At 43.2% G+C, this 21,044-nt stretch carries 24 protein-coding genes and 1 riboswitch; of the genes, 22 read left to right on the forward strand and 2 right to left on the reverse strand.

Going from position 1 to position 21,044, the window contains the following annotated elements; genetic code table 11:
• The first annotated feature begins 2 nt into the window (after positions 1 to 2).
• The 19 genes from JMN17_RS11035 (at position 3) to sufB (ending at position 17,054) form a co-directional block, all read left to right on the forward strand.
• Positions 3 to 2,372 (forward strand): 3-hydroxyacyl-CoA dehydrogenase/enoyl-CoA hydratase family protein, encoded by a 2,370-nt coding sequence (locus tag JMN17_RS11035; protein WP_202328064.1) that lies wholly within the window; start codon positions 3 to 5, stop codon positions 2,370 to 2,372.
• A 10-nt stretch (positions 2,373 to 2,382) separates the two neighbouring features.
• Positions 2,383 to 3,558 (forward strand): acetyl-CoA C-acetyltransferase, encoded by a 1,176-nt coding sequence (locus JMN17_RS11040; protein ID WP_087991077.1) that lies wholly within the window; start codon positions 2,383 to 2,385, stop codon positions 3,556 to 3,558.
• 14 nt (positions 3,559 to 3,572) lie between these two features.
• A complete protein-coding gene (fadE, locus tag JMN17_RS11045) occupies positions 3,573 to 5,357 on the forward strand; it encodes an acyl-CoA dehydrogenase FadE (RefSeq protein ID WP_202328065.1) in 1,785 nt (594 codons plus the stop codon).
• Positions 5,358 to 5,720: 363 nt separating this feature from the next.
• The gene (locus JMN17_RS11050) at positions 5,721 to 6,077 is read left to right on the forward strand and encodes an arsenate reductase family protein (protein WP_202328066.1); all 357 of its coding nucleotides are present in this window, start codon (positions 5,721 to 5,723) and stop codon (positions 6,075 to 6,077) included.
• Positions 6,078 to 6,143: 66 nt separating this feature from the next.
• Positions 6,144 to 6,527: a glycine cleavage system protein GcvH gene (gcvH, locus tag JMN17_RS11055; RefSeq protein WP_010330011.1), complete on the forward strand. Its 384-nt coding sequence runs from the start codon at positions 6,144 to 6,146 to the stop codon at positions 6,525 to 6,527.
• Between the two features lie 55 nt (positions 6,528 to 6,582).
• On the forward strand, positions 6,583 to 6,819 hold the full coding sequence (locus JMN17_RS11060; RefSeq protein ID WP_087991074.1) for a YusG family protein: 237 nt from the start codon (positions 6,583 to 6,585) through the stop codon (positions 6,817 to 6,819).
• A 77-nt stretch (positions 6,820 to 6,896) separates the two neighbouring features.
• The gene (locus tag JMN17_RS11065) at positions 6,897 to 7,259 is read left to right on the forward strand and encodes a toprim domain-containing protein (protein WP_176365274.1); all 363 of its coding nucleotides are present in this window, start codon (positions 6,897 to 6,899) and stop codon (positions 7,257 to 7,259) included.
• Position 7,260: 1 nt separating this feature from the next.
• On the forward strand, positions 7,261 to 7,581 hold the full coding sequence (locus JMN17_RS11070; RefSeq protein WP_024713602.1) for a thioredoxin family protein: 321 nt from the start codon (positions 7,261 to 7,263) through the stop codon (positions 7,579 to 7,581).
• Between the two features lie 107 nt (positions 7,582 to 7,688).
• A complete protein-coding gene (locus JMN17_RS11075; protein WP_087991072.1) occupies positions 7,689 to 8,033 on the forward strand; it encodes an SCP2 sterol-binding domain-containing protein in 345 nt (114 codons plus the stop codon).
• 114 nt (positions 8,034 to 8,147) lie between these two features.
• Positions 8,148 to 8,254, forward strand: a riboswitch (SAM riboswitch).
• Positions 8,255 to 8,359: 105 nt separating this feature from the next.
• On the forward strand, positions 8,360 to 9,385 hold the full coding sequence (metN, locus tag JMN17_RS11080) for a methionine ABC transporter ATP-binding protein MetN (protein WP_202328067.1): 1,026 nt from the start codon (positions 8,360 to 8,362) through the stop codon (positions 9,383 to 9,385).
• A complete protein-coding gene (gene metP / locus JMN17_RS11085) occupies positions 9,378 to 10,046 on the forward strand; it encodes a methionine ABC transporter permease MetP (RefSeq protein ID WP_087991070.1) in 669 nt (222 codons plus the stop codon). Before metN ends, metP begins: the two co-directional genes overlap by 8 nt.
• A gap of 13 nt (positions 10,047 to 10,059) precedes the next feature.
• Positions 10,060 to 10,881 (forward strand): methionine ABC transporter substrate-binding lipoprotein MetQ, encoded by an 822-nt coding sequence (metQ, locus tag JMN17_RS11090; protein WP_087991069.1) that lies wholly within the window; start codon positions 10,060 to 10,062, stop codon positions 10,879 to 10,881.
• Positions 10,882 to 10,965: 84 nt separating this feature from the next.
• The gene (locus tag JMN17_RS11095) at positions 10,966 to 11,343 is read left to right on the forward strand and encodes a carboxymuconolactone decarboxylase family protein (RefSeq protein ID WP_003222796.1); all 378 of its coding nucleotides are present in this window, start codon (positions 10,966 to 10,968) and stop codon (positions 11,341 to 11,343) included.
• A gap of 192 nt (positions 11,344 to 11,535) precedes the next feature.
• The gene (locus JMN17_RS11100; RefSeq protein ID WP_202328068.1) at positions 11,536 to 11,673 is read left to right on the forward strand and encodes a hypothetical protein; all 138 of its coding nucleotides are present in this window, start codon (positions 11,536 to 11,538) and stop codon (positions 11,671 to 11,673) included.
• A gap of 193 nt (positions 11,674 to 11,866) precedes the next feature.
• Complete coding sequence (gene sufC / locus JMN17_RS11105) at positions 11,867 to 12,652, forward strand: Fe-S cluster assembly ATPase SufC (RefSeq protein WP_087991066.1); 786 nt, start codon at positions 11,867 to 11,869, stop codon at positions 12,650 to 12,652.
• A gap of 17 nt (positions 12,653 to 12,669) precedes the next feature.
• A complete protein-coding gene (sufD, locus tag JMN17_RS11110) occupies positions 12,670 to 13,983 on the forward strand; it encodes a Fe-S cluster assembly protein SufD (protein WP_202328069.1) in 1,314 nt (437 codons plus the stop codon).
• Positions 13,983 to 15,203, forward strand: coding sequence for a cysteine desulfurase SufS (sufS, locus tag JMN17_RS11115; RefSeq protein ID WP_202328070.1), 1,221 nt, complete (start codon positions 13,983 to 13,985; stop codon positions 15,201 to 15,203). Before sufD ends, sufS begins: the two co-directional genes overlap by 1 nt.
• On the forward strand, positions 15,193 to 15,636 hold the full coding sequence (gene sufU / locus JMN17_RS11120; RefSeq protein WP_019715645.1) for a Fe-S cluster assembly sulfur transfer protein SufU: 444 nt from the start codon (positions 15,193 to 15,195) through the stop codon (positions 15,634 to 15,636). Before sufS ends, sufU begins: the two co-directional genes overlap by 11 nt.
• A gap of 20 nt (positions 15,637 to 15,656) precedes the next feature.
• Positions 15,657 to 17,054, forward strand: coding sequence for a Fe-S cluster assembly protein SufB (sufB, locus tag JMN17_RS11125; RefSeq protein ID WP_087991063.1), 1,398 nt, complete (start codon positions 15,657 to 15,659; stop codon positions 17,052 to 17,054).
• Positions 17,055 to 17,128: 74 nt separating this feature from the next.
• Here sufB and JMN17_RS11130 read toward each other — a convergent pair whose 3' ends face one another.
• Positions 17,129 to 18,166 carry a site-specific integrase gene (locus tag JMN17_RS11130; RefSeq protein WP_202328071.1) on the reverse strand — a complete coding sequence of 346 codons (1,038 nt, stop codon included), beginning with the start codon at positions 18,164 to 18,166 and terminating at the stop codon, positions 17,129 to 17,131.
• Between the two features lie 331 nt (positions 18,167 to 18,497).
• On the opposite strand from JMN17_RS11130, the gene JMN17_RS11135 reads away from it, so the two are divergent.
• Both JMN17_RS11135 and JMN17_RS11140 read left to right on the forward strand, forming a co-directional pair.
• Entirely contained in the window at positions 18,498 to 19,622 is a 1,125-nt protein-coding gene (locus JMN17_RS11135; protein ID WP_202328072.1) for an AimR family lysis-lysogeny pheromone receptor, read from the forward strand.
• On the forward strand, positions 19,619 to 19,813 hold the full coding sequence (locus JMN17_RS11140; RefSeq protein ID WP_202328073.1) for a hypothetical protein: 195 nt from the start codon (positions 19,619 to 19,621) through the stop codon (positions 19,811 to 19,813). Before JMN17_RS11135 ends, JMN17_RS11140 begins: the two co-directional genes overlap by 4 nt.
• Before the next feature lie 231 nt (positions 19,814 to 20,044).
• Here the strand turns inward: JMN17_RS11140 and JMN17_RS11145 are convergent, their stop codons facing one another.
• Positions 20,045 to 20,440, reverse strand: coding sequence for a helix-turn-helix domain-containing protein (locus JMN17_RS11145; protein WP_202328074.1), 396 nt, complete (start codon positions 20,438 to 20,440; stop codon positions 20,045 to 20,047).
• A gap of 136 nt (positions 20,441 to 20,576) precedes the next feature.
• On the opposite strand from JMN17_RS11145, the gene JMN17_RS21900 reads away from it, so the two are divergent.
• On the forward strand, positions 20,577 to 20,828 hold the full coding sequence (locus JMN17_RS21900; RefSeq protein ID WP_202328075.1) for a helix-turn-helix domain-containing protein: 252 nt from the start codon (positions 20,577 to 20,579) through the stop codon (positions 20,826 to 20,828).
• The last annotated feature ends 216 nt before the right edge of the window (positions 20,829 to 21,044 follow it).

Genomic DNA, 21,044 nt, shown 5'->3' on the forward strand with positions numbered 1-21,044 from the left:
TCATGCACAAACACATTCGGAAGGCAGCCGTTTTAGGATCGGGGGTAATGGGTTCCGGGATTGCTGCGCATTTGGCTAATATCGGCATTCCTGTCCTGCTGCTTGATATTGTGCCGAACGATTTGACAAAGGAAGAGGAAAAAAAGGGGCTGACGAAGGACAGTTCGGAGGTGCGCAGCAGGCTGAGCCGGCAGGCGATGAAAAAACTGCTGAAACAAAAGCCCGCTCCTCTCACATCAGCGGAAAATACCTCCTATATCACACCTGGCAATCTGGAGGATGATGCAGCAAAGCTGAAAGAAGCAGATTGGATTATTGAGGTCGTTGTCGAAAACCTTGAAGTCAAAAAGCAAATATTCGCTCTTGTAGATGAACATCGAAAGCCTGGCAGCATCGTCTCAAGCAACACCTCCGGCATATCAGTACAGGAGATGGCTGAAGGACGGTCGGATGATTTTAAAGCCCATTTTCTCGGAACACACTTTTTTAATCCCGCTCGCTATTTAAAGCTGCTAGAGGTCATTCCGATTAAGGAAACGAACCCTGATATTTTAAAGTTTATGACAGCCTTCGGTGAAAATGTCCTTGGTAAAGGCGTCGTCACAGCAAAAGACACACCGAACTTTATCGCAAACCGCATTGGAACGTACGGGCTTCTCGTCACAGTCCAAGAAATGCTGAAAGGCGGCTATCAGGTAGGGGAAGTCGATTCGGTCACAGGTCCGCTGATCGGCAGACCGAAAAGCGCAACCTTCAGAACGCTTGATGTTGTCGGACTCGATACATTCGCCCACGTCGCCCGAAATGTGTACGACAAAGCGGACGGAGACGAGAAAGAAGTATTCCGCCTGCCGGGTTTCATGAACGATATGCTGCAACAAGGGTGGATCGGAAGCAAGGCCGGCCAAGGCTTTTATAAAAAAGAAGGAAAAACGATTTATGAGCTTGACCCAGTGACGCTTACTTATGGCGAACGGACAAAAATGAAAACAGCGTCACTAGAAGCGGCAAAACAGGCAAAAGGAACAAAAGCCAAAATGAAAGCGCTTTTTTACTCGGATGACAGAGCTGGCAGACTGCTGTGGAAAATCACATCTCAAACGCTGCTTTACTCAGCCGAACTGCTTGGGGAGATTGCCGATGATATTCATGCGATTGACCAAGCCATGAAGTGGGGATTCGGCTGGGAGCTGGGCCCGTTCGAGATGTGGGACGCCATCGGCCTCAGGCAGTCGGCGGAAAAGCTTGAACAGCTTGGAGCGAAAATGCCTGACTGGATCAAAGACATGCTGGACAAAGGAAATGAAACCTTCTACATCAGAGAAAATGGAACGGTATTTTATTATGACCGCGGCGAATATAGAGCTGTGAAAGAAAACAAAAAACGAATTCATTTACAAACGCTCAAGGAAACAAACGGCGTGATTGCGAAAAACAGCGGAGCAAGCCTGATCGACCTTGGAGATGATGTGGCCCTCCTTGAGTTTCATTCAAAAAGCAATGCGATCGGCCTCGATATCATTCAAATGATCAACAAAGCATTAGAGGAAACAGAGCGGAACTACAAAGGCCTTGTCATCGGCAACCAAGGGAAAAATTTCTGCGTTGGCGCCAATCTTGGCATGATCTTAATGGAAGTTCAAGATGACAATTTTCTGGAAGTCGATTTCGTGATACGCCGTTTCCAGGAGACGATGATGAAGATCAAATACAGTGCGAAACCGGTTGTCGCCGCTCCATTTGGCATGACGCTCGGCGGAGGAACCGAAGTATGCCTGCCGGCGGCGCGCATTCAAGCAGCAAGCGAAACCTATATGGGGCTTGTGGAATCCGGCGTCGGACTCATCCCGGGCGGAGGAGGAAACAAAGAGCTGTACATCAACCATCTCCGCCGCGCACCTGATCCGATGAATGCGGCAATGAAAACATTTGAAACGATTGCGATGGCGAAAGTGTCCGCTTCCGCCCAAGAGGCTCGTGAGATGACCATCTTAAAAGAAGCGGATCCCATCAGCGTGAATCAGGACCACCTGCTGTACGATGCGAAGCAGCTTGCCGCATCTTTATACGATACAGGCTGGCGGCCGCCTGTAAAAGAAAAGGTCAAGGTGGCGGGAGAAACCGGTTATGCGGCACTCTTGCTTGGCGCGGAGCAAATGAAGCTGTCCGGTTATATATCAGAGCATGATTTCAAGATCGCGAAAAAACTTGCTTATGTTATTGCCGGCGGCCATGTGCCGTTCGGTACAGAGGTTGATGAAGAATATTTATTGGAGATCGAGAGAGAAGCGTTTTTGAGTTTGGCAGGAGAGGCGAAATCTCAAGCGAGAATGCAGCATATGCTTGTGAAAGGTAAACCTTTACGGAATTAGGAGGGAGCTTATGAAAGAGGCAGTCATTGTGTCAGGTGCAAGAACACCGGTTGGGAAAGCAAAGAAAGGATCGTTGGCCACCGTTCGCCCGGATGATTTGGGAGCGATTTGCGTAAAAGAAACACTGAAACGGGCAGGCGGCTACGAAGGCAATATTGACGACTTGATTATCGGCTGTGCGACACCTGAAGCGGAACAGGGGCTTAATATGGCCAGAAATATCGGCGCGCTTGCGGGGCTGCCGTACACGGTCCCGGCGGTCACAGTCAATCGCTACTGCTCTTCAGGCCTTCAGACCATCGCATATGCGGCAGAAAAAATTATGCTCGGTGCCTACGATACAGCGATCGCCGGCGGAGCAGAATCGATGTCGCAGGTACCGATGATGGGGCATGTGACCCGTCCGAACCTCGCATTGGCAGAAAAGGCGCCGGAGTATTACATGAGCATGGGCCACACAGCCGAGCAGGTCGCGAAAAAATACGGCGTTTCCCGCGAGGATCAGGATGTGTTTGCCGTTCGCAGCCACCAGAACGCGGCCAAAGCCCTTGCAGAGGGGAAATTTAAAGATGAGATTGTGCCCGTCGAAGTGACGGTGACAGAAGTCGGAGACAACCATAAGCCGCGGGAAAAACAGTTTGTCTTTTCCCAAGATGAAGGCGTTCGCCCGAAAACGACGACAGACATTTTATCGACATTGCGCCCGGCTTTTTCCGTTGATGGAACGGTTACTGCGGGCAACTCCTCGCAGACGAGTGACGGAGCGGCGGCAGTTATGCTGATGGATCGGGAAAAAGCGGATGCGTTGGGTTTGGCGCCGCTTGTGAAATTCCGTTCCTTTGCAGTAGGCGGCGTGCCTCCGGAAGTGATGGGCATCGGGCCGGTGGAAGCCATTCCGCGTGCTTTAAAGCTAGCCGGGCTTCAACTGCAGGACATCGGCTTGTTTGAACTGAACGAAGCTTTTGCATCACAAGCCATTCAAGTCATCAGAGAACTCGGCATTGACGAAGAAAAAGTGAATGTCAACGGGGGCGCAATCGCGCTTGGACACCCGCTTGGCTGTACGGGAACAAAGCTTACACTCTCACTGATTCATGAAATGAAACGGAGAAACGAGCAATTTGGAGTCGTCACAATGTGTATCGGCGGCGGGATGGGAGCGGCCGGTGTATTTGAATTATGCTAAAGGGGGAAAAATAAATGGCAAAAAAAGCGGCTGAAGTACAAAAAGGCGGCGGTTTCTTAATCGAGGATATCTCATACGATCAAATGTATACACCGGAGGATTTAACTGACGAGCATAAAATGATTGCGAAAACAACAGAGGACTACATCGAGCAAGATGTGCTCCCTCATATAGATGACATCGAAAACCATCAATTCGAGCATTCCGTCAGGCTATTAAAGAAAGCGGGCGAACTCGGGCTTCTTGGCGCCGATGTGCCAGAGGAGTACGGAGGGCTCGGTCTTGATAAAATCAGCTCGGCACTCATCACTGAAAAATTTTCGCGTGCGGGAAGCTTTTCGCTTTCTTATGGCGCGCATGTCGGCATTGGATCATTGCCGATCGTCTTTTTCGGGTCAGAAGAACAAAAGAAAACATATTTGCCCGGGCTCGCTTCAGGCGAAAAGATCGCGGCTTATGCACTGACTGAGCCGGGCTCCGGATCTGATGCCCTTGGAGCAAAAACAACAGCCGTGCTGAATGAAGCGGGTACGCATTACGTGTTAAACGGGGAAAAACAGTGGATTACCAACTCTGCCTTTGCTGATGTATTTGTTGTTTACGCTAAGGTGGACGGCGAAAAGTTCTCAGCCTTTATTGTAGAAAAAGATTTCCCGGGTGTATCTACGGGTCCGGAAGAAAAGAAAATGGGGATCAAAGGGTCATCGACAAGAACCCTCCTTTTAGATCAAGCTGAAGTGCCAAAGGAAAACCTGCTTGGCGAAATCGGCAAAGGGCATGTTATCGCCTTTAATATTCTAAATATCGGCCGCTACAAGCTGGCGGTTGGTTCAATCGGCGCATCTAAGCGGGTGATCGAGCTGTCCGCGGCATACGCGAACCAGCGCCGCCAATTTAAAACGCCGATTGCGGGCTTTTCGCTGACACAGGAAAAAATCGCGACAATGGCATCAAGGCTGTACGCGATGGAAAGCTCTGTGTACAGAACCGTCGGGCTGTTTGAAGACAATATGAGCCAGTTTACGGCCGAAGATCTCAAGGACGGCCGCCAAATTGCCAAGTCGATTGCCGAATATGCCATCGAATGCTCTCTTAATAAGGTATTCGGCTCCGAGACGCTTGATTATATCGTTGATGAAGGCGTGCAGATTCATGGAGGCTACGGTTTTATGCAGGAGTACGAAGTGGAAAGAGCCTATAGGGATTCAAGGATCAATCGGATTTTTGAAGGGACAAACGAAATCAACCGGTTAATCGTGCCAAGCACCTTCCTGAAAAAAGCGCTTAAAGGCGAACTGCCTCTATTTGAAAAAGCGCAAACGCTCCAAGAAGAACTCATGATGCTTATGCCTGAAGAGCCTGGCAGCGGCGTTTTAGAGCAGGAGAAATATATTGTCAAACAAGCTAAAAAAATCGCGCTGTTCGCCGCCGGTCTCGCCGCGCAAAAATACGGGAAAGCCATCGATCGCGAACAGGAAATTCTCGTCAACGTCGCGGACATCGTCAACAATGTGTACGCGATGGAGTCAGCCGTGCTGAGAACGGAAAAGGCCATTGCCGCGCAAGGCGGAGAAAAAGCGGCGCAAAAGGTGCTGTATACTGAAATTTTCGTTCAGGAGGCCTTTAACGAAATTGAAGCGCACGCGAAGGAATCCCTCATCGCAATGGAAGAAGGAGATTCACTCCGCATGATGCTTTCCGCTCTGCGCAAGCTGACGCGCGTAACACCTAAAAACGTGATTCAGAAAAAACGCGAAGCGGCAGCGGGCGTTTTTGAGGCTGAAAAATATATTGTCTGATTGGCGAAGAGCTCCGCATGCGCGGAGCTCTCAGCGTGTCGACAAACCCTCGCATTCGTTGTCAGTCCTGCGCGTTGGTGCTCACGAATGACGAAAGGAACGGCGGCTAAATGCTTAGGCGTCCTGCCTAAACACCGCCGTCATCACATCCTGTGAAAGTCTGCCAATGCTCGTCCTTCCTAGACTACAAGGGTTTTCAATCACGCTGAATAGATGACAAAATCCTAAAACAAAACCCGTTTTAGGATTTTGTCAACAATTTGAGGGCTCCGCATGCGGAGCCCTTTCAAAGAAGCACTGTTTTAGGTTTTTAAAACAAACTGTGTTAAAATAACCTCGATTATTTTATTGAGGGGGAAGAAGATGTCGTTAACTTTTTACTGGTACCCTAAATGCGGAACGTGCCGCAAAGCAAAGAAATGGCTTGAAGAGCATGGAAAAGAAATCAACGAAATACATATTGCAGAGCAGCCTCCAAGCAAAGAAGAACTAAAAGCGCTTTATGAAAAAAGCGGACTGGATCTCAAAAAATTTTTCAACACGAGCGGCATGAAATACCGCGAGCTCAATCTCAAGGAAAAGCTGTATCACATGTCGGAGGACGAACAGCTTGAACTGCTGGCTTCAGACGGAATGCTGATCAAACGACCGCTTACAACAGACGGCGAAAAAGTGACAGCCGGTTTTAAAGAAGACCAATTTGAAGAAAACTGGGCTTAATGTCAATTTTTTTTGAAAAGTATGGTATCTTCTTATTATAGTGCTGTAAAAAATGGAGGGATTCAATTGAGCATACCTAAAGATTTGCGTTACTCAGGAGAACACGAGTGGGTAAAAGTTGAAGGAGAAAAAGCCAGAATCGGGATTACGCATTTTGCCCAGTCCGAGCTAGGCGATATCGTGTTTGTCGAACTTCCTGAAGTGGGCGCTGAAATCAAAGCGGACGAGCCATTCGGCAGTGTTGAATCCGTTAAAACGGTATCTGAGCTTTATGCGCCGATTAACGGAACTGTTGTGGAAATTAACGAAGATCTTGATGACAGTCCGGAATTCGTAAACGAATCTCCGTACGAAAAAGCATGGATGATCGTCGTTGAGCCGTCTGACGCTTCTGAAATTGAAAAACTGATGACAGCAGAGCAATACGAAGAGATGACACAGGAAGACTAAAGCAGGATAGCTGTAAAGGCAATTGGACACGCTAACGTTATGGGAGGTGTCCAATATGGCTTTCAGCAAACAAAAGCTCGATGTCACCAATGATGTGACAGGCCGCTTTCAACATGGCCGGCTCTCGTTATATCATGAAAATGAGAGGATCGGCCAAATGACAAGCATGAATGAATATGAGCTTAAGTCCGGTTATTCCTTTGAAAATGAGAAATTTTATAAGACAGCCGATGTGGTCTCGGGAAACGACGCAAAATATGTGGATTGTGACTACGAAAACGGCTGGTGTTAATGTTGGCGGTGAATTTCACTGCCTTCTTTTACAATCTGAACGTTTCAAATTTGACGCGGCAGGTGAAGAAGATGAAGATGGATGAGCTGGAAAAGGTTATGATTGTCGAAGGGAAATCAGATAAAGAGAAAATCGAAAGCGTCCTGGATGAACCGGTGCGCATTATCTGCACAAACGGAACAATCAGCCAGCTGAGGCTTGAGGAATTGGCTGACGAGCTTTATGATAAAGACGTCTATATATTAGTGGATGCTGACGAATCAGGCGAGAAATTGAGAAAACAACTGAAAAGAGAATTTAACGAAGCCTGCCATCTGCATATCGACAGAGCCTATAAAGAAGTGGCGGCTGCGCCCAGACACCACGTCGCCTCTGTATTGCTGCGCGCGAATCTGAATGTCCATACTATTTTTCTTGAAAGAAAGTCCCGAGGTGTATAGCATGAAAGAACTCCAGGAACACGAGCTTGAGCACATTGCTGATGATGTGTATCTTCTGTATTTATATACTCCGTTTTGCGGCACTTGCCAGCTTGCAAGCAAAATGCTGACAGTGGTGAAAGAAATGCTGCCTGATGTCGCCTTCTATCAAAACAATGTCAATTACTCTCCGACATTCGCAAAAGCCTATCAAATTGAAAGCGTCCCTTGTTTTCTGCTGTTTAAAGGAGGAAAAGTGGTTGAAAGAGGATATGCGTTTCATTCCGTTTCTTATTTATATGAGCTGATCAAACAAAAATCATCTTCCGCATCCCATTTATGACATATTTCTCAGCGCATTCCAATGAAATTGTCGTTCGTTTTATAAAGGGGTTCGTGCGCCAGAGAGAGAAATGTCTATGTATGACCAACAAATAGGAGGTTGTACATATGGAGAAAGCGGAAGTTTTGGAAGATGAGTATCAGCATCTGTTTTTAAAACCCCTTTTGAGCGCTTCAACATTGCTTATTACCTTCCAAGGAGAAACAGAAGCCTTAACCGTCTCAATAAACGAACAGGGAGAAATGAAAAAAATTTCTCCGCGCCAACCGTCCAACCTGACCTTTTACGGAAACCAATCCGAAATCATTCATTTATTGCACGGAGACATTTCCCTTCAGCATCTGATTCAGAGCGGAAGCCTAAAAGTCAAGGGGTCCTTCAGAGCCCTGTTAAAGCTTGAAGCGATTCTCTGGCTGACGAATGGTTTTTTTCAGAGGATTGTGAATAATTAAAAAATAGCAAATTATTATAATAGTAAAAGTTGACATCATTTATTTTATTGACATGCAATCATCCGCCATGCTATTCTACATTAAGAATTTCCGGACGAAAAAGACTATATATTTCTCTTATCAAGAGAGGTGGAGGGAAGTGCCCTATGAAGCCCGGCAACCATCAACACTGTTGAAATGGTGCCAATTCACACGAAGCGTTCAGCTTTGAAAGATGAGAGAAAGGCATTTTATATAAGCCTTTCTGCTCAAGTGTGCAGAAAGGTTTTTCTTTTGCAGAAAACCCCGGAAGATTTCTTAGAATAGTGTTAAGGCAGGTGATTGCTTTGATCAATCTTCAAGATGTTTCAAAAGTGTATAAGTCGAAACATGGAGATGTCAATGCTGTCCAAAATGTCTCGCTTTCCATTAAAAAAGGTGAGATTTTTGGAATTATAGGATATAGCGGAGCTGGTAAAAGTTCCTTAATCCGTCTGCTGAACGGCCTTGAGAAACCAACCTCAGGAACCGTGGAAGTGGCGGGAACCAAGATTAATGAAGTAAACGGACGCGGGTTAAGAAACGCACGCCATGACATCAGCATGATTTTCCAGCACTTCAATTTGCTTTGGTCGCGGACCGTCAGAGATAACATCATGTTTCCTCTGGAAATTGCCGGGGTGAAAAAGAGCGAGCGTATCAAGCGCGCCAATGAACTGATTAAACTGGTAGGTTTAGAAGGAAAAGAAAAATCTTATCCGTCTCAGCTGAGCGGCGGACAAAAGCAGCGTGTCGGAATCGCCAGAGCGCTCGCAAACAATCCGAAGGTTCTCCTTTGTGATGAAGCGACATCAGCACTAGATCCGCAAACGACAGATTCAATTTTGGATCTATTGTCCGATATTAATGATAGACTCGGTTTGACAATTGTGCTGATCACGCACGAAATGCATGTGATCCGCAAAATCTGCAACAGAGTCGCTGTCATGGAAAACGGAAAGGTTGTGGAAGAAGGCGAAGTTCTCGATGTCTTCAAAAACCCGAAGGAAGACATGACAAAACGGTTTGTTCAGCAGGTGACAGAGCCGGAAGAAACGAAAGAAACGCTTCAGCACCTTCTTGATGAAACAGCATCAGGAAAAATGGTTCAGCTCACATTTGTCGGTGATTCGGCTGAACAGCCTCTGATTACAGAGATGATCAGAAACTTTAATGTCAGCGTCAATATTCTGCAAGGGAAAATCTCGCAGACGAAGGATGGAGCCTACGGTTCACTGTTTATCCATATTGACGGAGACGAGGAAGAAGTGCAAAACGTGATCGGGTTTATTAATGACAAACAGGTGAAAGCAGAGGTGATCACGAATGTTTGAAAAATACTTCCCGAACGTTGATTTAACAGAATTGTGGAACGCGACATATGAAACCCTTTATATGACGCTGATCTCTTTGCTGTTTGCTTTTGTCATCGGGGTGATTCTCGGCTTGCTGCTCTTTCTGACAAGTAAAGGGAGCCTCTGGCAGAATAAAACGATCAACTCTGTGATTGCGGCCGTTGTCAACATATTCAGGTCGATTCCGTTCCTTATTTTAATTATTTTACTGCTAGGATTTACGAAGTTTTTGGTCGGCACAATCTTAGGGCCAAACGCCGCATTGCCGGCGCTGGTTATCGGCTCGGCACCGTTTTACGCGCGCCTTGCTGAAATCGCGCTCCGTGAGGTGGATAAAGGTGTTATTGAAGCCGCTAAATCAATGGGGGCTAAGACGTCTACGATTATTTTCAAAGTGCTGCTTCCGGAATCTATGCCGGCTCTTATTTCTGGTATCACGGTTACGGCGATCGCTTTGATCGGCTCAACGGCAATAGCCGGAGCCATCGGTTCAGGCGGCCTTGGAAACCTTGCGTACGTAGAAGGCTATCAGTCGAATAATACTGATGTGACCTTCGTTGCTACTGTGTTTATTTTAATCATCGTGTTTATTATTCAAATCATCGGTGATGTTATAACAAATATTATAGACAAACGATAAGGGAGGATTTACATTGAAAAAACTATTTTTAGGTGCATTACTGTTTGTATTTGCAGGAGTTATGGCTGCCTGCGGTTCGAATAACGCCGAATCCGGCAAGAAAGAAATTGTCGTTGCTGCGACAAAAACACCGCATGCGGAAATTTTAAAAGAAGCTGAACCACTGTTGAAAGAAAAAGGCTACACGCTGAAAGTGAAAGTGCTTAGTGATTACAAGATGTACAACAAAGCTTTAGCTGATAAAGAAGTGGATGCGAACTACTTCCAGCACATTCCTTACCTTGACCAAGAAATGAAAGAAAACACAGATTACAAACTTGTGAATGCCGGTGCTGTTCACTTAGAGCCATTCGGTATTTACTCTAAAAAATACAAGTCACTGAAAGACCTTCCAGACGGTGCGACCATTATTCTGACAAACAACGTCGCTGAACAAGGCCGTATGCTTGCAATGCTTGAAAATGCTGGATTAATCACACTTGATTCTAAAGTCGAAACAGTTGACGCAACATTGAAAGACATTAAGAACAACCCGAAAAACCTTGAATTCAAAAAGGTAGCGCCTGAATTAACGGCAAAAGCATATGATAACAAAGAAGGAGACGCGGTCTTCATCAATGTAAACTATGCGATCCAAAGTAAATTAAATCCTAAAAAAGACGCGATTGAAGTGGAAGCAACGAAAAACAACCCATACGCTAACATCATCGCAGTAAGAAAAGGCGAAGAAGATTCTGACAAAATTAAAGCGCTGATGGAAGTTCTTCACTCTAAAAAGATCAAAGACTTCATCGAGAAAAAATACGACGGAGCTGTGCTTCCTGTATCTGAATAAGACTGAAACCCCGGATGAGAAATCCGGGGTTTTTTTCGGGTATTTTCCTAAAAGCTGTTCATAATAAAAAGGAATGTTAAACAGATGGAGGGATTTTCTTTGAATCAAGACAGAGGAAGCATGCAGGACGCGCTAAAACAATATAAATTAGGTCTAGGCACATTCGAACAAAAGATGCCGCTGATGGGGAGAAAGTTCAACGAGTTTACTGAACAATGCTTTGCCGGAAACTCACTGACTGAAAGAGAAAAACAGCTGATCGCCCTTGGAATCGCCATCAATGCCCAGGATGAATATTGTATGATCTATCATACAAAAGGCTGTCTGGATGAGGGAGCGACAGAAGAGAATATTCTCGAAGCTGTCAGTGTGGCAGCGGCGTTTGGAGGCGGAGCGGCTCTTAGCCAGGGTGTGACAGTTGTACAGCAGTGCATAGAGGAATTCGGAAACACCACGCATTAAGAGAAGGAATATTCCGAAAAACGATTCTCATTTGTTCTAAAAGGATGCTTTCGTCTCATCTGCCGCTATTTCAAGCCATATCCTTTTTGCGGCATCCATCAGAGCGCTGATACAATAGAAGCAAATAAATGAAGGGATTGATTCATTATTTGCAACAGCCAGGATAGACTGAACCTCGATTATACGTCAGAAATGGAAAAAGCGATGCAGCTGTCTCACGGAATTGGATACGAGGAATACGGACGCCGGCTGGAAACAAGAATGAAAGTAGAGCGGCAGAGAGAGCTTGATTATGCAAAGAGCAAGCGGATTTCTGCGGGAGCTTATTGAGAAAATCAATCTTCTAAAAAAGGGTGGGAATCCACTCTTTTTCTTTTTCAATCGCTTTAATAAAGTGCTGATCTTTGTTAAACTTGAGAAATGTGCAAGGCACGATAAAAAGTTGTATTTACTTTTCATTTGTTATAAAATTAGAATGAGAATAAAATGAGAATAATGATTATATATTTTTGGAGGTATAGATATGGCTGCTTCAACATTAACGATCAAAGGTCTTCACGTTGAAATCGAAGGGAAAGAGATCTTAAAGGGTGTAAACCTTGAAATAAAAGGCGGAGAGTTCCACGCAGTAATGGGTCCGAACGGAACTGGTAAATCCACTCTCTCAGCTGCTATTATGGGGCATCCTAAGTATGAAGTAACAAAAGGCAGCATCACGCTTGACGGCAAAGATGTACTGGAGATGGAAGTGGACGAGCGCGCGCAGGCAGGTTTATTCCTTGCGATGCAGTACCCTAGTGAAATCAGCGGTGTGACAAATGCCGACTTCCTTCGTTCAGCAATCAACGCGCGCAGAGAAGAAGGCGATGAAATTTCTCTAATGAAATTCATCCGCAAAATGGACGAAAACATGGAGTTCCTTGAAATGGACCCTGAAATGGCTCAGCGCTACCTTAACGAAGGCTTCTCAGGCGGAGAGAAAAAACGCAACGAAATCCTTCAATTAATGATGATTGAACCGAGAATCGCCATCCTTGATGAAATCGACTCAGGTCTTGACATTGATGCTCTGAAAGTTGTATCTAAAGGGATCAACAAAATGCGCAGCGAAAACTTCGGCTGCCTGATGATCACGCACTATCAGCGCCTGTTAAACTACATCACTCCGGATGTTGTTCACGTTATGATGCAAGGCCGCGTTGTAAAATCCGGCGGTGCAGAACTTGCACAGCGTCTCGAAGCAGAAGGTTATGACTGGATTAAACAAGAACTTGGTATTGAAGACGAAACTGTAGGCCAAGAAGCGTAAGCGTTAGGGGGATTAACATGACACTAGATACAAAACTATCCGTAGATCAGGAGTATCTCAAAAGCTTTTCCGAAAAGCATCAAGAACCTGCCTGGCTGAAAGACCTGCGCTTACAGGCTCTTGAACAAGCTGAGGATCTGCCGATGCCGAAGCCTGACAAAACAAAAATCACAAACTGGAACTTCACGAATTTTGCGAAGCATACAGTTGATAACGAACCGCTTTCTTCATTGGAAGATTTGACTGATGAAGTAAAAGCGCTGATCGATGTTGAAAACGAAGATAAAACATTATACGTACAGCGTGACCAGACGCCGGCATACCTTTCTCTTTCTCAAGAATTGAAAGACAAAGGCGTCATCTTCACTGATATTCTGACTGCCGCACGCGAGCACACCGACTTGGTGGAGAAATACTTTATGAAGGACGGCGTGAAGGTTGATGAGCATAAATTAACTGCGCTTCACGCGGCTCTTGTTAACGGAGGAGCATTCCTTTATGTTCCGAAAAATGTCCAGGTGGAGACGCCGGTTCAGGCTGTTTATGTCCACGAAAGCAACGATACGGCTCTCTTCAACCACGTGCTGATTGTGGCTGAAGATCACAGCTCTGTAACGTATGTTGAAAACTACATCAGCACTGTAAACCCGAAAGACGCTGTCTTCAATATGATCAGTGAGGTCATCACAGGTGATAATGCCAGCGTGACATACGGTGCGGTGGATAATCTGTCCAGCGGTGTGACAACTTATGTTAACCGCCGCGGTGCTGCGCGCGGGCGCGACAGCAAAATTGAGTGGGCTCTCGGTCTTATGAACGACGGCGACACGATTTCCGAAAACACAACAAACCTTTACGGTGACGGCACATACGGCGATACAAAAACAGTTGTTGTCGGTAGAGGAGAGCAAACACAAAACTTTACAACACAAATCATCCATTTCGGTAAAGCTTCAGAAGGATATATCTTAAAGCACGGTGTGATGAAGGATTCCGCTTCTTCTATCTTTAACGGAATCGGCAAAATCGAACATGGCGCTTCTAAAGCGAATGCAGAGCAAGAATCACGTGTGCTGATGCTCAGTGAAAAAGCACGCGGAGACGCAAACCCTATTCTTTTAATTGACGAAGACGATGTAACTGCAGGACATGCGGCATCTGTCGGCCGTGTTGACCCTATTCAGCTTTACTACCTGATGAGCCGCGGAATTGCGAAAGAAGAAGCAGAACGCTTAGTCATCTACGGATTCCTTGCGCCGGTAGTAAACGAACTTCCGATTGAGGGCGTTAAGAAACAATTGGTTTCTGTTATCGAAAGGAAAGTGAAGTAATGAATATCACGGATATTCGTGAACAGTTCCCGATCCTTCATCAGCAAGTGAACGGACATGATCTCGTTTATCTCGACAGCGCGGCGACTTCCCAGAAGCCGCGTGCTGTCATTGAAACACTGGATAAGTATTATAATCAATACAATTCCAATGTTCACCGGGGCGTCCATACACTTGGAACCAGAGCGACAGACGGTTATGAAGGAGCGCGTGAAAAAGTCCGCAAGTTTATTAACGCGAAGTCAATGGCTGAGATTATTTTCACAAAAGGCACGACCACATCACTGAATATGGTGGCGTTAAGCTATGCGCACGCCAACCTGAAACCGGGTGATGAAGTGGTCATCACCTACATGGAGCATCATGCGAATATCATTCCGTGGCAGCAGGCTGTCAAAGCGACTGGCGCCACATTAAAATATATTCCGCTGCAGGAAGACGGAACGATTTCTTTGGATGACGTAAGAACGACGGTCACAAGCAATACAAAGATTGTTGCAGTGTCCCATGTATCTAACGTCCTCGGTACGATCAACCCGATTAAAGACATGGCGAAAATCGCTCATGACAATGGGGCTGTTATTGTGGTGGACGGTGCGCAAAGCACGCCTCACATGAAAATTGACGTGCAGGATCTCGATTGTGACTTCTTTGCGCTTTCTTCCCATAAAATGTGCGGACCTACCGGTATTGGTGTGCTGTACGGAAAGAAAGCCCTGCTGGAAAACATGGAGCCTGCCGAATTCGGCGGTGAAATGATCGACTTTGTCGGGCTTTATGAATCAACTTGGAAAGAGCTTCCGTGGAAATTCGAAGCGGGTACGCCGATTATTGCAGGAGCAATCGGCCTTGGCGCCGCAATTGATTTTCTCGAGGAAATCGGTCTCGATGAGATTTCCCGCCACGAGCACAAGCTTGCAGCTTATGCGCTTGAACGCTTCCGCCAGCTTGACGGCGTAACGGTTTACGGGCCGGAAGAGCGTGCCGGGCTTGTCACATTTAATCTTGATGATGTTCATCCTCACGATGTGGCAACCGTACTTGATGCGGAAGGGATCGCTGTCAGAGCGGGCCATCACTGCGCGCAGCCGCTGATGAAATGGCTGGATGTAACTGCTACTGCAAGAGCAAGCTTTTATCTGTATAATACAGAGGAAGAGATTGATAAGCTTGTGGAAGCTCTTCAAAAGACAAAGGAGTATTTTACAAATGTCTTTTAATGCAAACTTAGATACATTGTACAGACAGGTGATTATGGATCATTACAAAAACCCGCGCAACAAAGGGGTTTTGAATGACAGCATCGTCGTGGATATGAACAATCCGACATGCGGCGACCGAATCAGGCTGACAATGAAGCTTGACGGAGACATCGTGGAAGATGCGAAATTTGAAGGGGAAGGCTGTTCCATTTCAATGGCATCCGCTTCGATGATGACTCAGGCGATTAAAGGGAAAGATATCGAAACAGCCCTTTCCATGTCTAAGATTTTCTCGGATATGATGCAAGGGAATGAATATGATGATTCTATAGATCTCGGGGATATTGAAGCTCTTCAAGGCGTTTCAAAATTCCCAGCCCGTATCAAATGTGCAACCCTGTCATGGAAAGCACTTGAAAAAGGAGTCGCAAAAGAAGAAGGCGGCAATTAAAAGGATTGGAGTGAAAATGGATGGCTAAAAAAATGCCTGATATTGGTGAATACAAGTATGGTTTTCACGACAAGGACGTTTCCATTTTCCGTTCAGAGCGCGGATTGACAAAAGAAATCGTAGAAGAAATTTCTCGCATGAAAGAAGAGCCTCAATGGATGCTTGATTTCCGCTTGAAATCACTTGAGCATTTCTACAACATGCCGATGCCTCAATGGGGCGGAGATTTAAACTCACTGAACTTTGACGAAATTACGTACTACGTAAAACCGTCTGAGCGTTCAGAGCGTTCTTGGGATGAAGTGCCTGATGAAATTAAGCAAACATTCGACAAGCTTGGTATTCCTGAAGCTGAACAAAAATACCTTGCGGGTGTTTCTGCTCAGTACGAATCTGAGGTTGTATACCACAATATGAAAGAAGATCTTGAAGCGCAGGGCATCGTCTTTAAAGACACTGACAGCGCGCTGAAAGAAAACGAAGATATCTTCCGTGAGCACTGGGCAAAAGTGATCCCGCCGACTGATAACAAGTTTGCGGCGCTTAACTCAGCTGTTTGGTCCGGCGGATCTTTCATCTACGTGCCAAAAGGCGTAAAGGTTGAAACACCGCTTCAAGCTTACTTCCGTATCAACTCTGAAAACATGGGACAGTTCGAACGTACGCTGATCATCGTCGACGAAGAAGCAAGCGTTCATTATGTTGAAGGCTGTACTGCGCCTGTCTACACAACAAACTCACTTCACAGTGCGGTTGTTGAGATCATCGTGAAAAAAGGCGGCTACTGCCGTTATACAACGATCCAAAACTGGGCGAACAACGTTTACAACCTTGTAACGAAGCGTACGGTCTGTGAAGAAAACGCAACAATGGAATGGATCGACGGCAACATCGGTTCTAAACTGACAATGAAATATCCGGCTTGTATCCTAAAAGGCGAAGGCGCGCGCGGTATGACGCTTTCTATCGCTCTTGCGGGTAAAGGCCAGCATCAGGATGCGGGTGCGAAAATGGTTCACCTTGCACCAAACACATCATCCACAATCGTATCAAAATCGATTTCAAAACAAGGCGGAAAAGTAACATACCGCGGAATCGTCCACTTCGGACGCAAAGCGGAAGGCGCCCGTTCTAACATCGAGTGCGATACGCTCATTATGGATAACAAATCAACTTCTGACACCATTCCTTACAATGAAATCTTAAATGATAACATTTCATTGGAGCACGAAGCGAAAGTGTCTAAAGTATCTGAAGAGCAGCTCTTCTACTTGATGAGCCGCGGCATTTCCGAAGAAGAAGCGACAGAAATGATCGTCATGGGCTTCATCGAGCCATTCACAAAAGAGCTTCCAATGGAATACGCAGTTGAAATGAACCGTTTGATTAAGTTCGAAATGGAAGGTTCAATAGGATAACAAACAACCTTATTCCATAAAGGTTTGAAGGGTGTCAGGACGGTTAATGATACCGGAATGATACCCTTTTAATCTTAATCAAAAGCGGACATGGCCATTTGTTTTCGTTCAGAATATAGGTGCCCGTATGTGTCTGCAGTTTCCGAAATGTTTTCGTGTCGCATTAGTTCTTTTACTAAGTATATGTCTGTACCCTTATTAATAAGATGCGCAGCATAACTATGCCGTAAATCATGGACACGAAGCTCTGGAAATACTTCTTTATACTTTTTGTTATAATGAGAATAATGATAGGGCGTGAGCCCACCAAACACAAATAATTCCTCATTGAATCCGTATATTTTTTCTTCGGATTCTTTTTTTATTCTCTCAAGCATTTCAGTAACAAATTTTGGATAAGGGACAAAACCTTCACTGGCAGGAGTCTTGGGCGGTCCTAATTGCCGTTTGTTATCTAATGTAGAATCAACATATAGTTGGTTTTCAGATAAATGAACATTCTTCCATTTGAGCGCTAATGCTTCACCGACTCGTAACCCCGTATAAAAAATAAGAATTGTCATTTCCTTATATAAATTACAATTAAGATTTTCGACTCTCAAATCAAACTCTTCTCTTTTTATAAAAGCTATTTTCGGCTTGGTTCTTTTGATAGGTTCAACTTTCAATGTTGGATCAATTTTTAAGTTAAAAAACTTGACTGCATGGTTAATTAAAACTTTGAAATTGCTATATACGGTTCTAGCACTATTAAGGGACTCAAAGTGTTGTTCCAGTTGATTTTTAAAGGCAATTACATGTTGCACATTAATTTCTTTCAATTTCATATTGCCAAAGATAGGCTGAATATGCTTTATATACTCGTTTCGTCGGCGTCTAATTGTTTTTTCTTTATAGGTTTTGTAAGTAATATTATGTTCAAATACTTCATCAATTGTTACATTATCAGTGTATGCATTTTTAACACTGGCTAGAAATTCCGCCTCAGCCATTTTAGCCTCACTTTTTTTCTTAAAGCCACGTTTCAGTTTTTGTTTTCGTTGTCCAAAGATATCTGTATACCTAGTTTTAAAAAAATAAGTTCCTCTTTCGGTATCTTTATAAACAGGCATCTTGTCCCCTCGCTCTTTTGAATTTTTTCTTTCACAGACGTAAATATATGACATTATATCATGAAATATTGACTTATAGTACGATTTTTAGTATCGAAAATAATATTCTTCAATGTCAAAAGGCCATACTTATCAGGAAAAAGTTAGGATAAGGGTTTTCATTTAAAATAATTACAGAAAAACCGTCATATATATCAACTTTTATGATATAATCTAATTAGATATTGAATTATTTCACTTATCTAAAAAAACAAAAAAATAGTTTGTTTCGGCATGGTTCGACAACATGTTTCTTCATTTTATGTTAAATTTTTATGAAAATGGTGATTTGATGAACAAACAGTTTGACTTGCGCGACCATCTAAAAAAACTCATTGCCGACTCTCCTTTGAGTCAAAACGAGATTGCTAATCATTTAGGAATAAGCTCTGGTTATATCAGTAAATTTCTAAATAACAAACAAGAGATTGCTTTTTGGATGTTACATAAATTAGTCACTCATTTGGATAAAGACAATGAACTGTTTCTTATGTCACATTTTTGTGAATCTATGAGAAGGAAAGAAAACCTTAGAGTTGGCTTAGAATATGCGCATAGTAAACACCTGAAAAGTCTAACGCAAAAACTTATTCAAGTTTGTTCTAATGATAAAAATGAGGAAAACAAAGAATGGGCCTATGTTTATGATTGGCAGCTAATGTCAAAAGAAAATGTAAACTACAGTGAAGATGATTACTTAAAGAATCTAAAAGGCCTTAAAACAAAAACAATCGAGATGAAAGTCCTTTTGATTATCTTAGAAATGTATTGTTTCTTTTTTAATGAAAAGTACGAATTAGCTTATTATCACGTAAATCAAGCAAAAGAGCTTTTAAAAGATGTATCTGATCCATTTGTTAAGAGTTCATTCACAGCTAGACTAAACGAAGCACTGTGTTATATTTATTTAAAATTGGAAGATAACACATCGAAAGCAAGAGAGTCTGCTTTTGAATTGATAAACTCGGATTTAGGTCCGAATTATTTAATAACCGGATATTTCACTCTGGGTTTATCTTTTATTAAAGACTCACTCGAAAAGACCGAAACTTATTATAAAAAAGTAATAGAAATCAGCAAACAAACGGGAAGGACTGCATTGATTGCAGACACAAAAGAACAGCTATATTTTGCTCGTTTGTACTGGGAAAAAGAATTAGATTTAGAGTGGTTTACTAACGATTTTTTTGAAGCTTACACGTATAAAAAATCCCTTAATAAATTTTATGATAATCCTAAATATCTGCCGTATATTCTTCTTTATGAAGGTATTGCCGAAAAAAACAAAGAAAAGCTCTTTTTGTCCAGGGAATATTTTCTGCAGCAGAAAGATAAGTTTAGAGCCGGCATTCCTAAATTAGAGTTAGAGAAATTGGGTGTGGAATTTAAGGTGATTGAAGGAGGTGAATACGTATGAAAAAGTTACTTATATTATGCTTAATCGTGATTGGTTTAGTCTGTTCCCCACTTATAAATAAGGGTATGGTGATGAAACTTGCTGATCCAGCGATAGGGATGTTTATTAATCCTTCTATTGAATTTTTAACAGATCATGAAAGTGCTGATCCAGCAATAGGGATGAGCTATAAAAACAATATGAGTATGTAAAAAAAGACGGTGCCAAATATAAAGGCAACGTCTTTCGTACTTTTTAGAACTATTTCCTATTTCGAAAAAACCACGAATTAGGAAATAGTTTGCGATTTGTTTATTTTTTCTTGCTTATAAATTATAATAGAGAATACAGAATCGAACATAGGTTCGTTCAGGGGGTCAATACATTGGGAATTAACATCGAGAAATTTGTTGAAGAATTAACCAAACTGTTAGAGAAAAAATCTATTCATCTTGAGAATCAGGATCGTTCTTTGAAATCCGATAAGCTTTTAGTACACGAATCATAAATTGTAATTCATCATCCGAAATTTCCTTATCATCTAATTTGAAAAAATTAAACTTCTCCTTCACATTTTCGAGAGAAAGGTCAGGCTCGAAAATTAATTCTTTTTCTGTTTCGGAAAAATTATTTAATTCAGTTTCATCTATAAAGAAGTAAGAACGATCTACATTGAAAAATTCAGCAAACTTATTGAGTAATGTCAATGAAGGCGGCTGCCCTTTCTCAATCTTAGACAAATAACTATCAGTAATGTTTAATTTTTCCGCAACAGACTTTTGAGTTAAGCCTTTCTCTTTTCTCAATTTTTTTATCTTTTCACCAACTAAATTGTTCACTCGATTCACCTACTTTTATCAAAAAAAGTCAATAACGATAACGCTTATCACTTCTTTTTATGTTTTTATTATATCATGTCAATTTGACAAATAGTTAAAAAATATAAACATATCTACTTGTCAGGAATTATATAAGGTGTTATATTTTATTTATCGTCATATATGTCAAGTTGTTAGGGGGTGTCTTATTCTGTGTATAAAAACAACCGGCGAAATTATTAAAGAAAAGCGCAAAAAGGCAAAGCTAACCCAAAAGAAACTTGCTGATATGTTGGGCGTTTCAGATTCTTATATAAGCAAAATTGAAAAAGGGAAATCTTTGCCTAGCTTGAAATTCTTAAATAATTTAGCTGATAAGCTAAACGTATCCATCAAGTATTTTTTTTGAAGTTAAACCGTCATATATGTCAATTTTGATTAGTTCTTTACGGAGGAAGGTGCTTACATGAAGAATTATTATGACTCTCATGACGTAAAAACTCTCTTAAATCTAAAATCATTGCGAACTGCTCAGTTAAGAATTAAAACAATGAATGATGATTTGAAAGCAATGGGTTACTGGGTAGAAAGGGGAAAAGTACCCATCAAGTTTTTTCATGAGAAA

The organism is Bacillus sp. RHFS10 (assembly GCF_016757475.1).
Lineage (GTDB): Bacteria > Bacillota > Bacilli > Bacillales > Bacillaceae > Bacillus > Bacillus subtilis_G.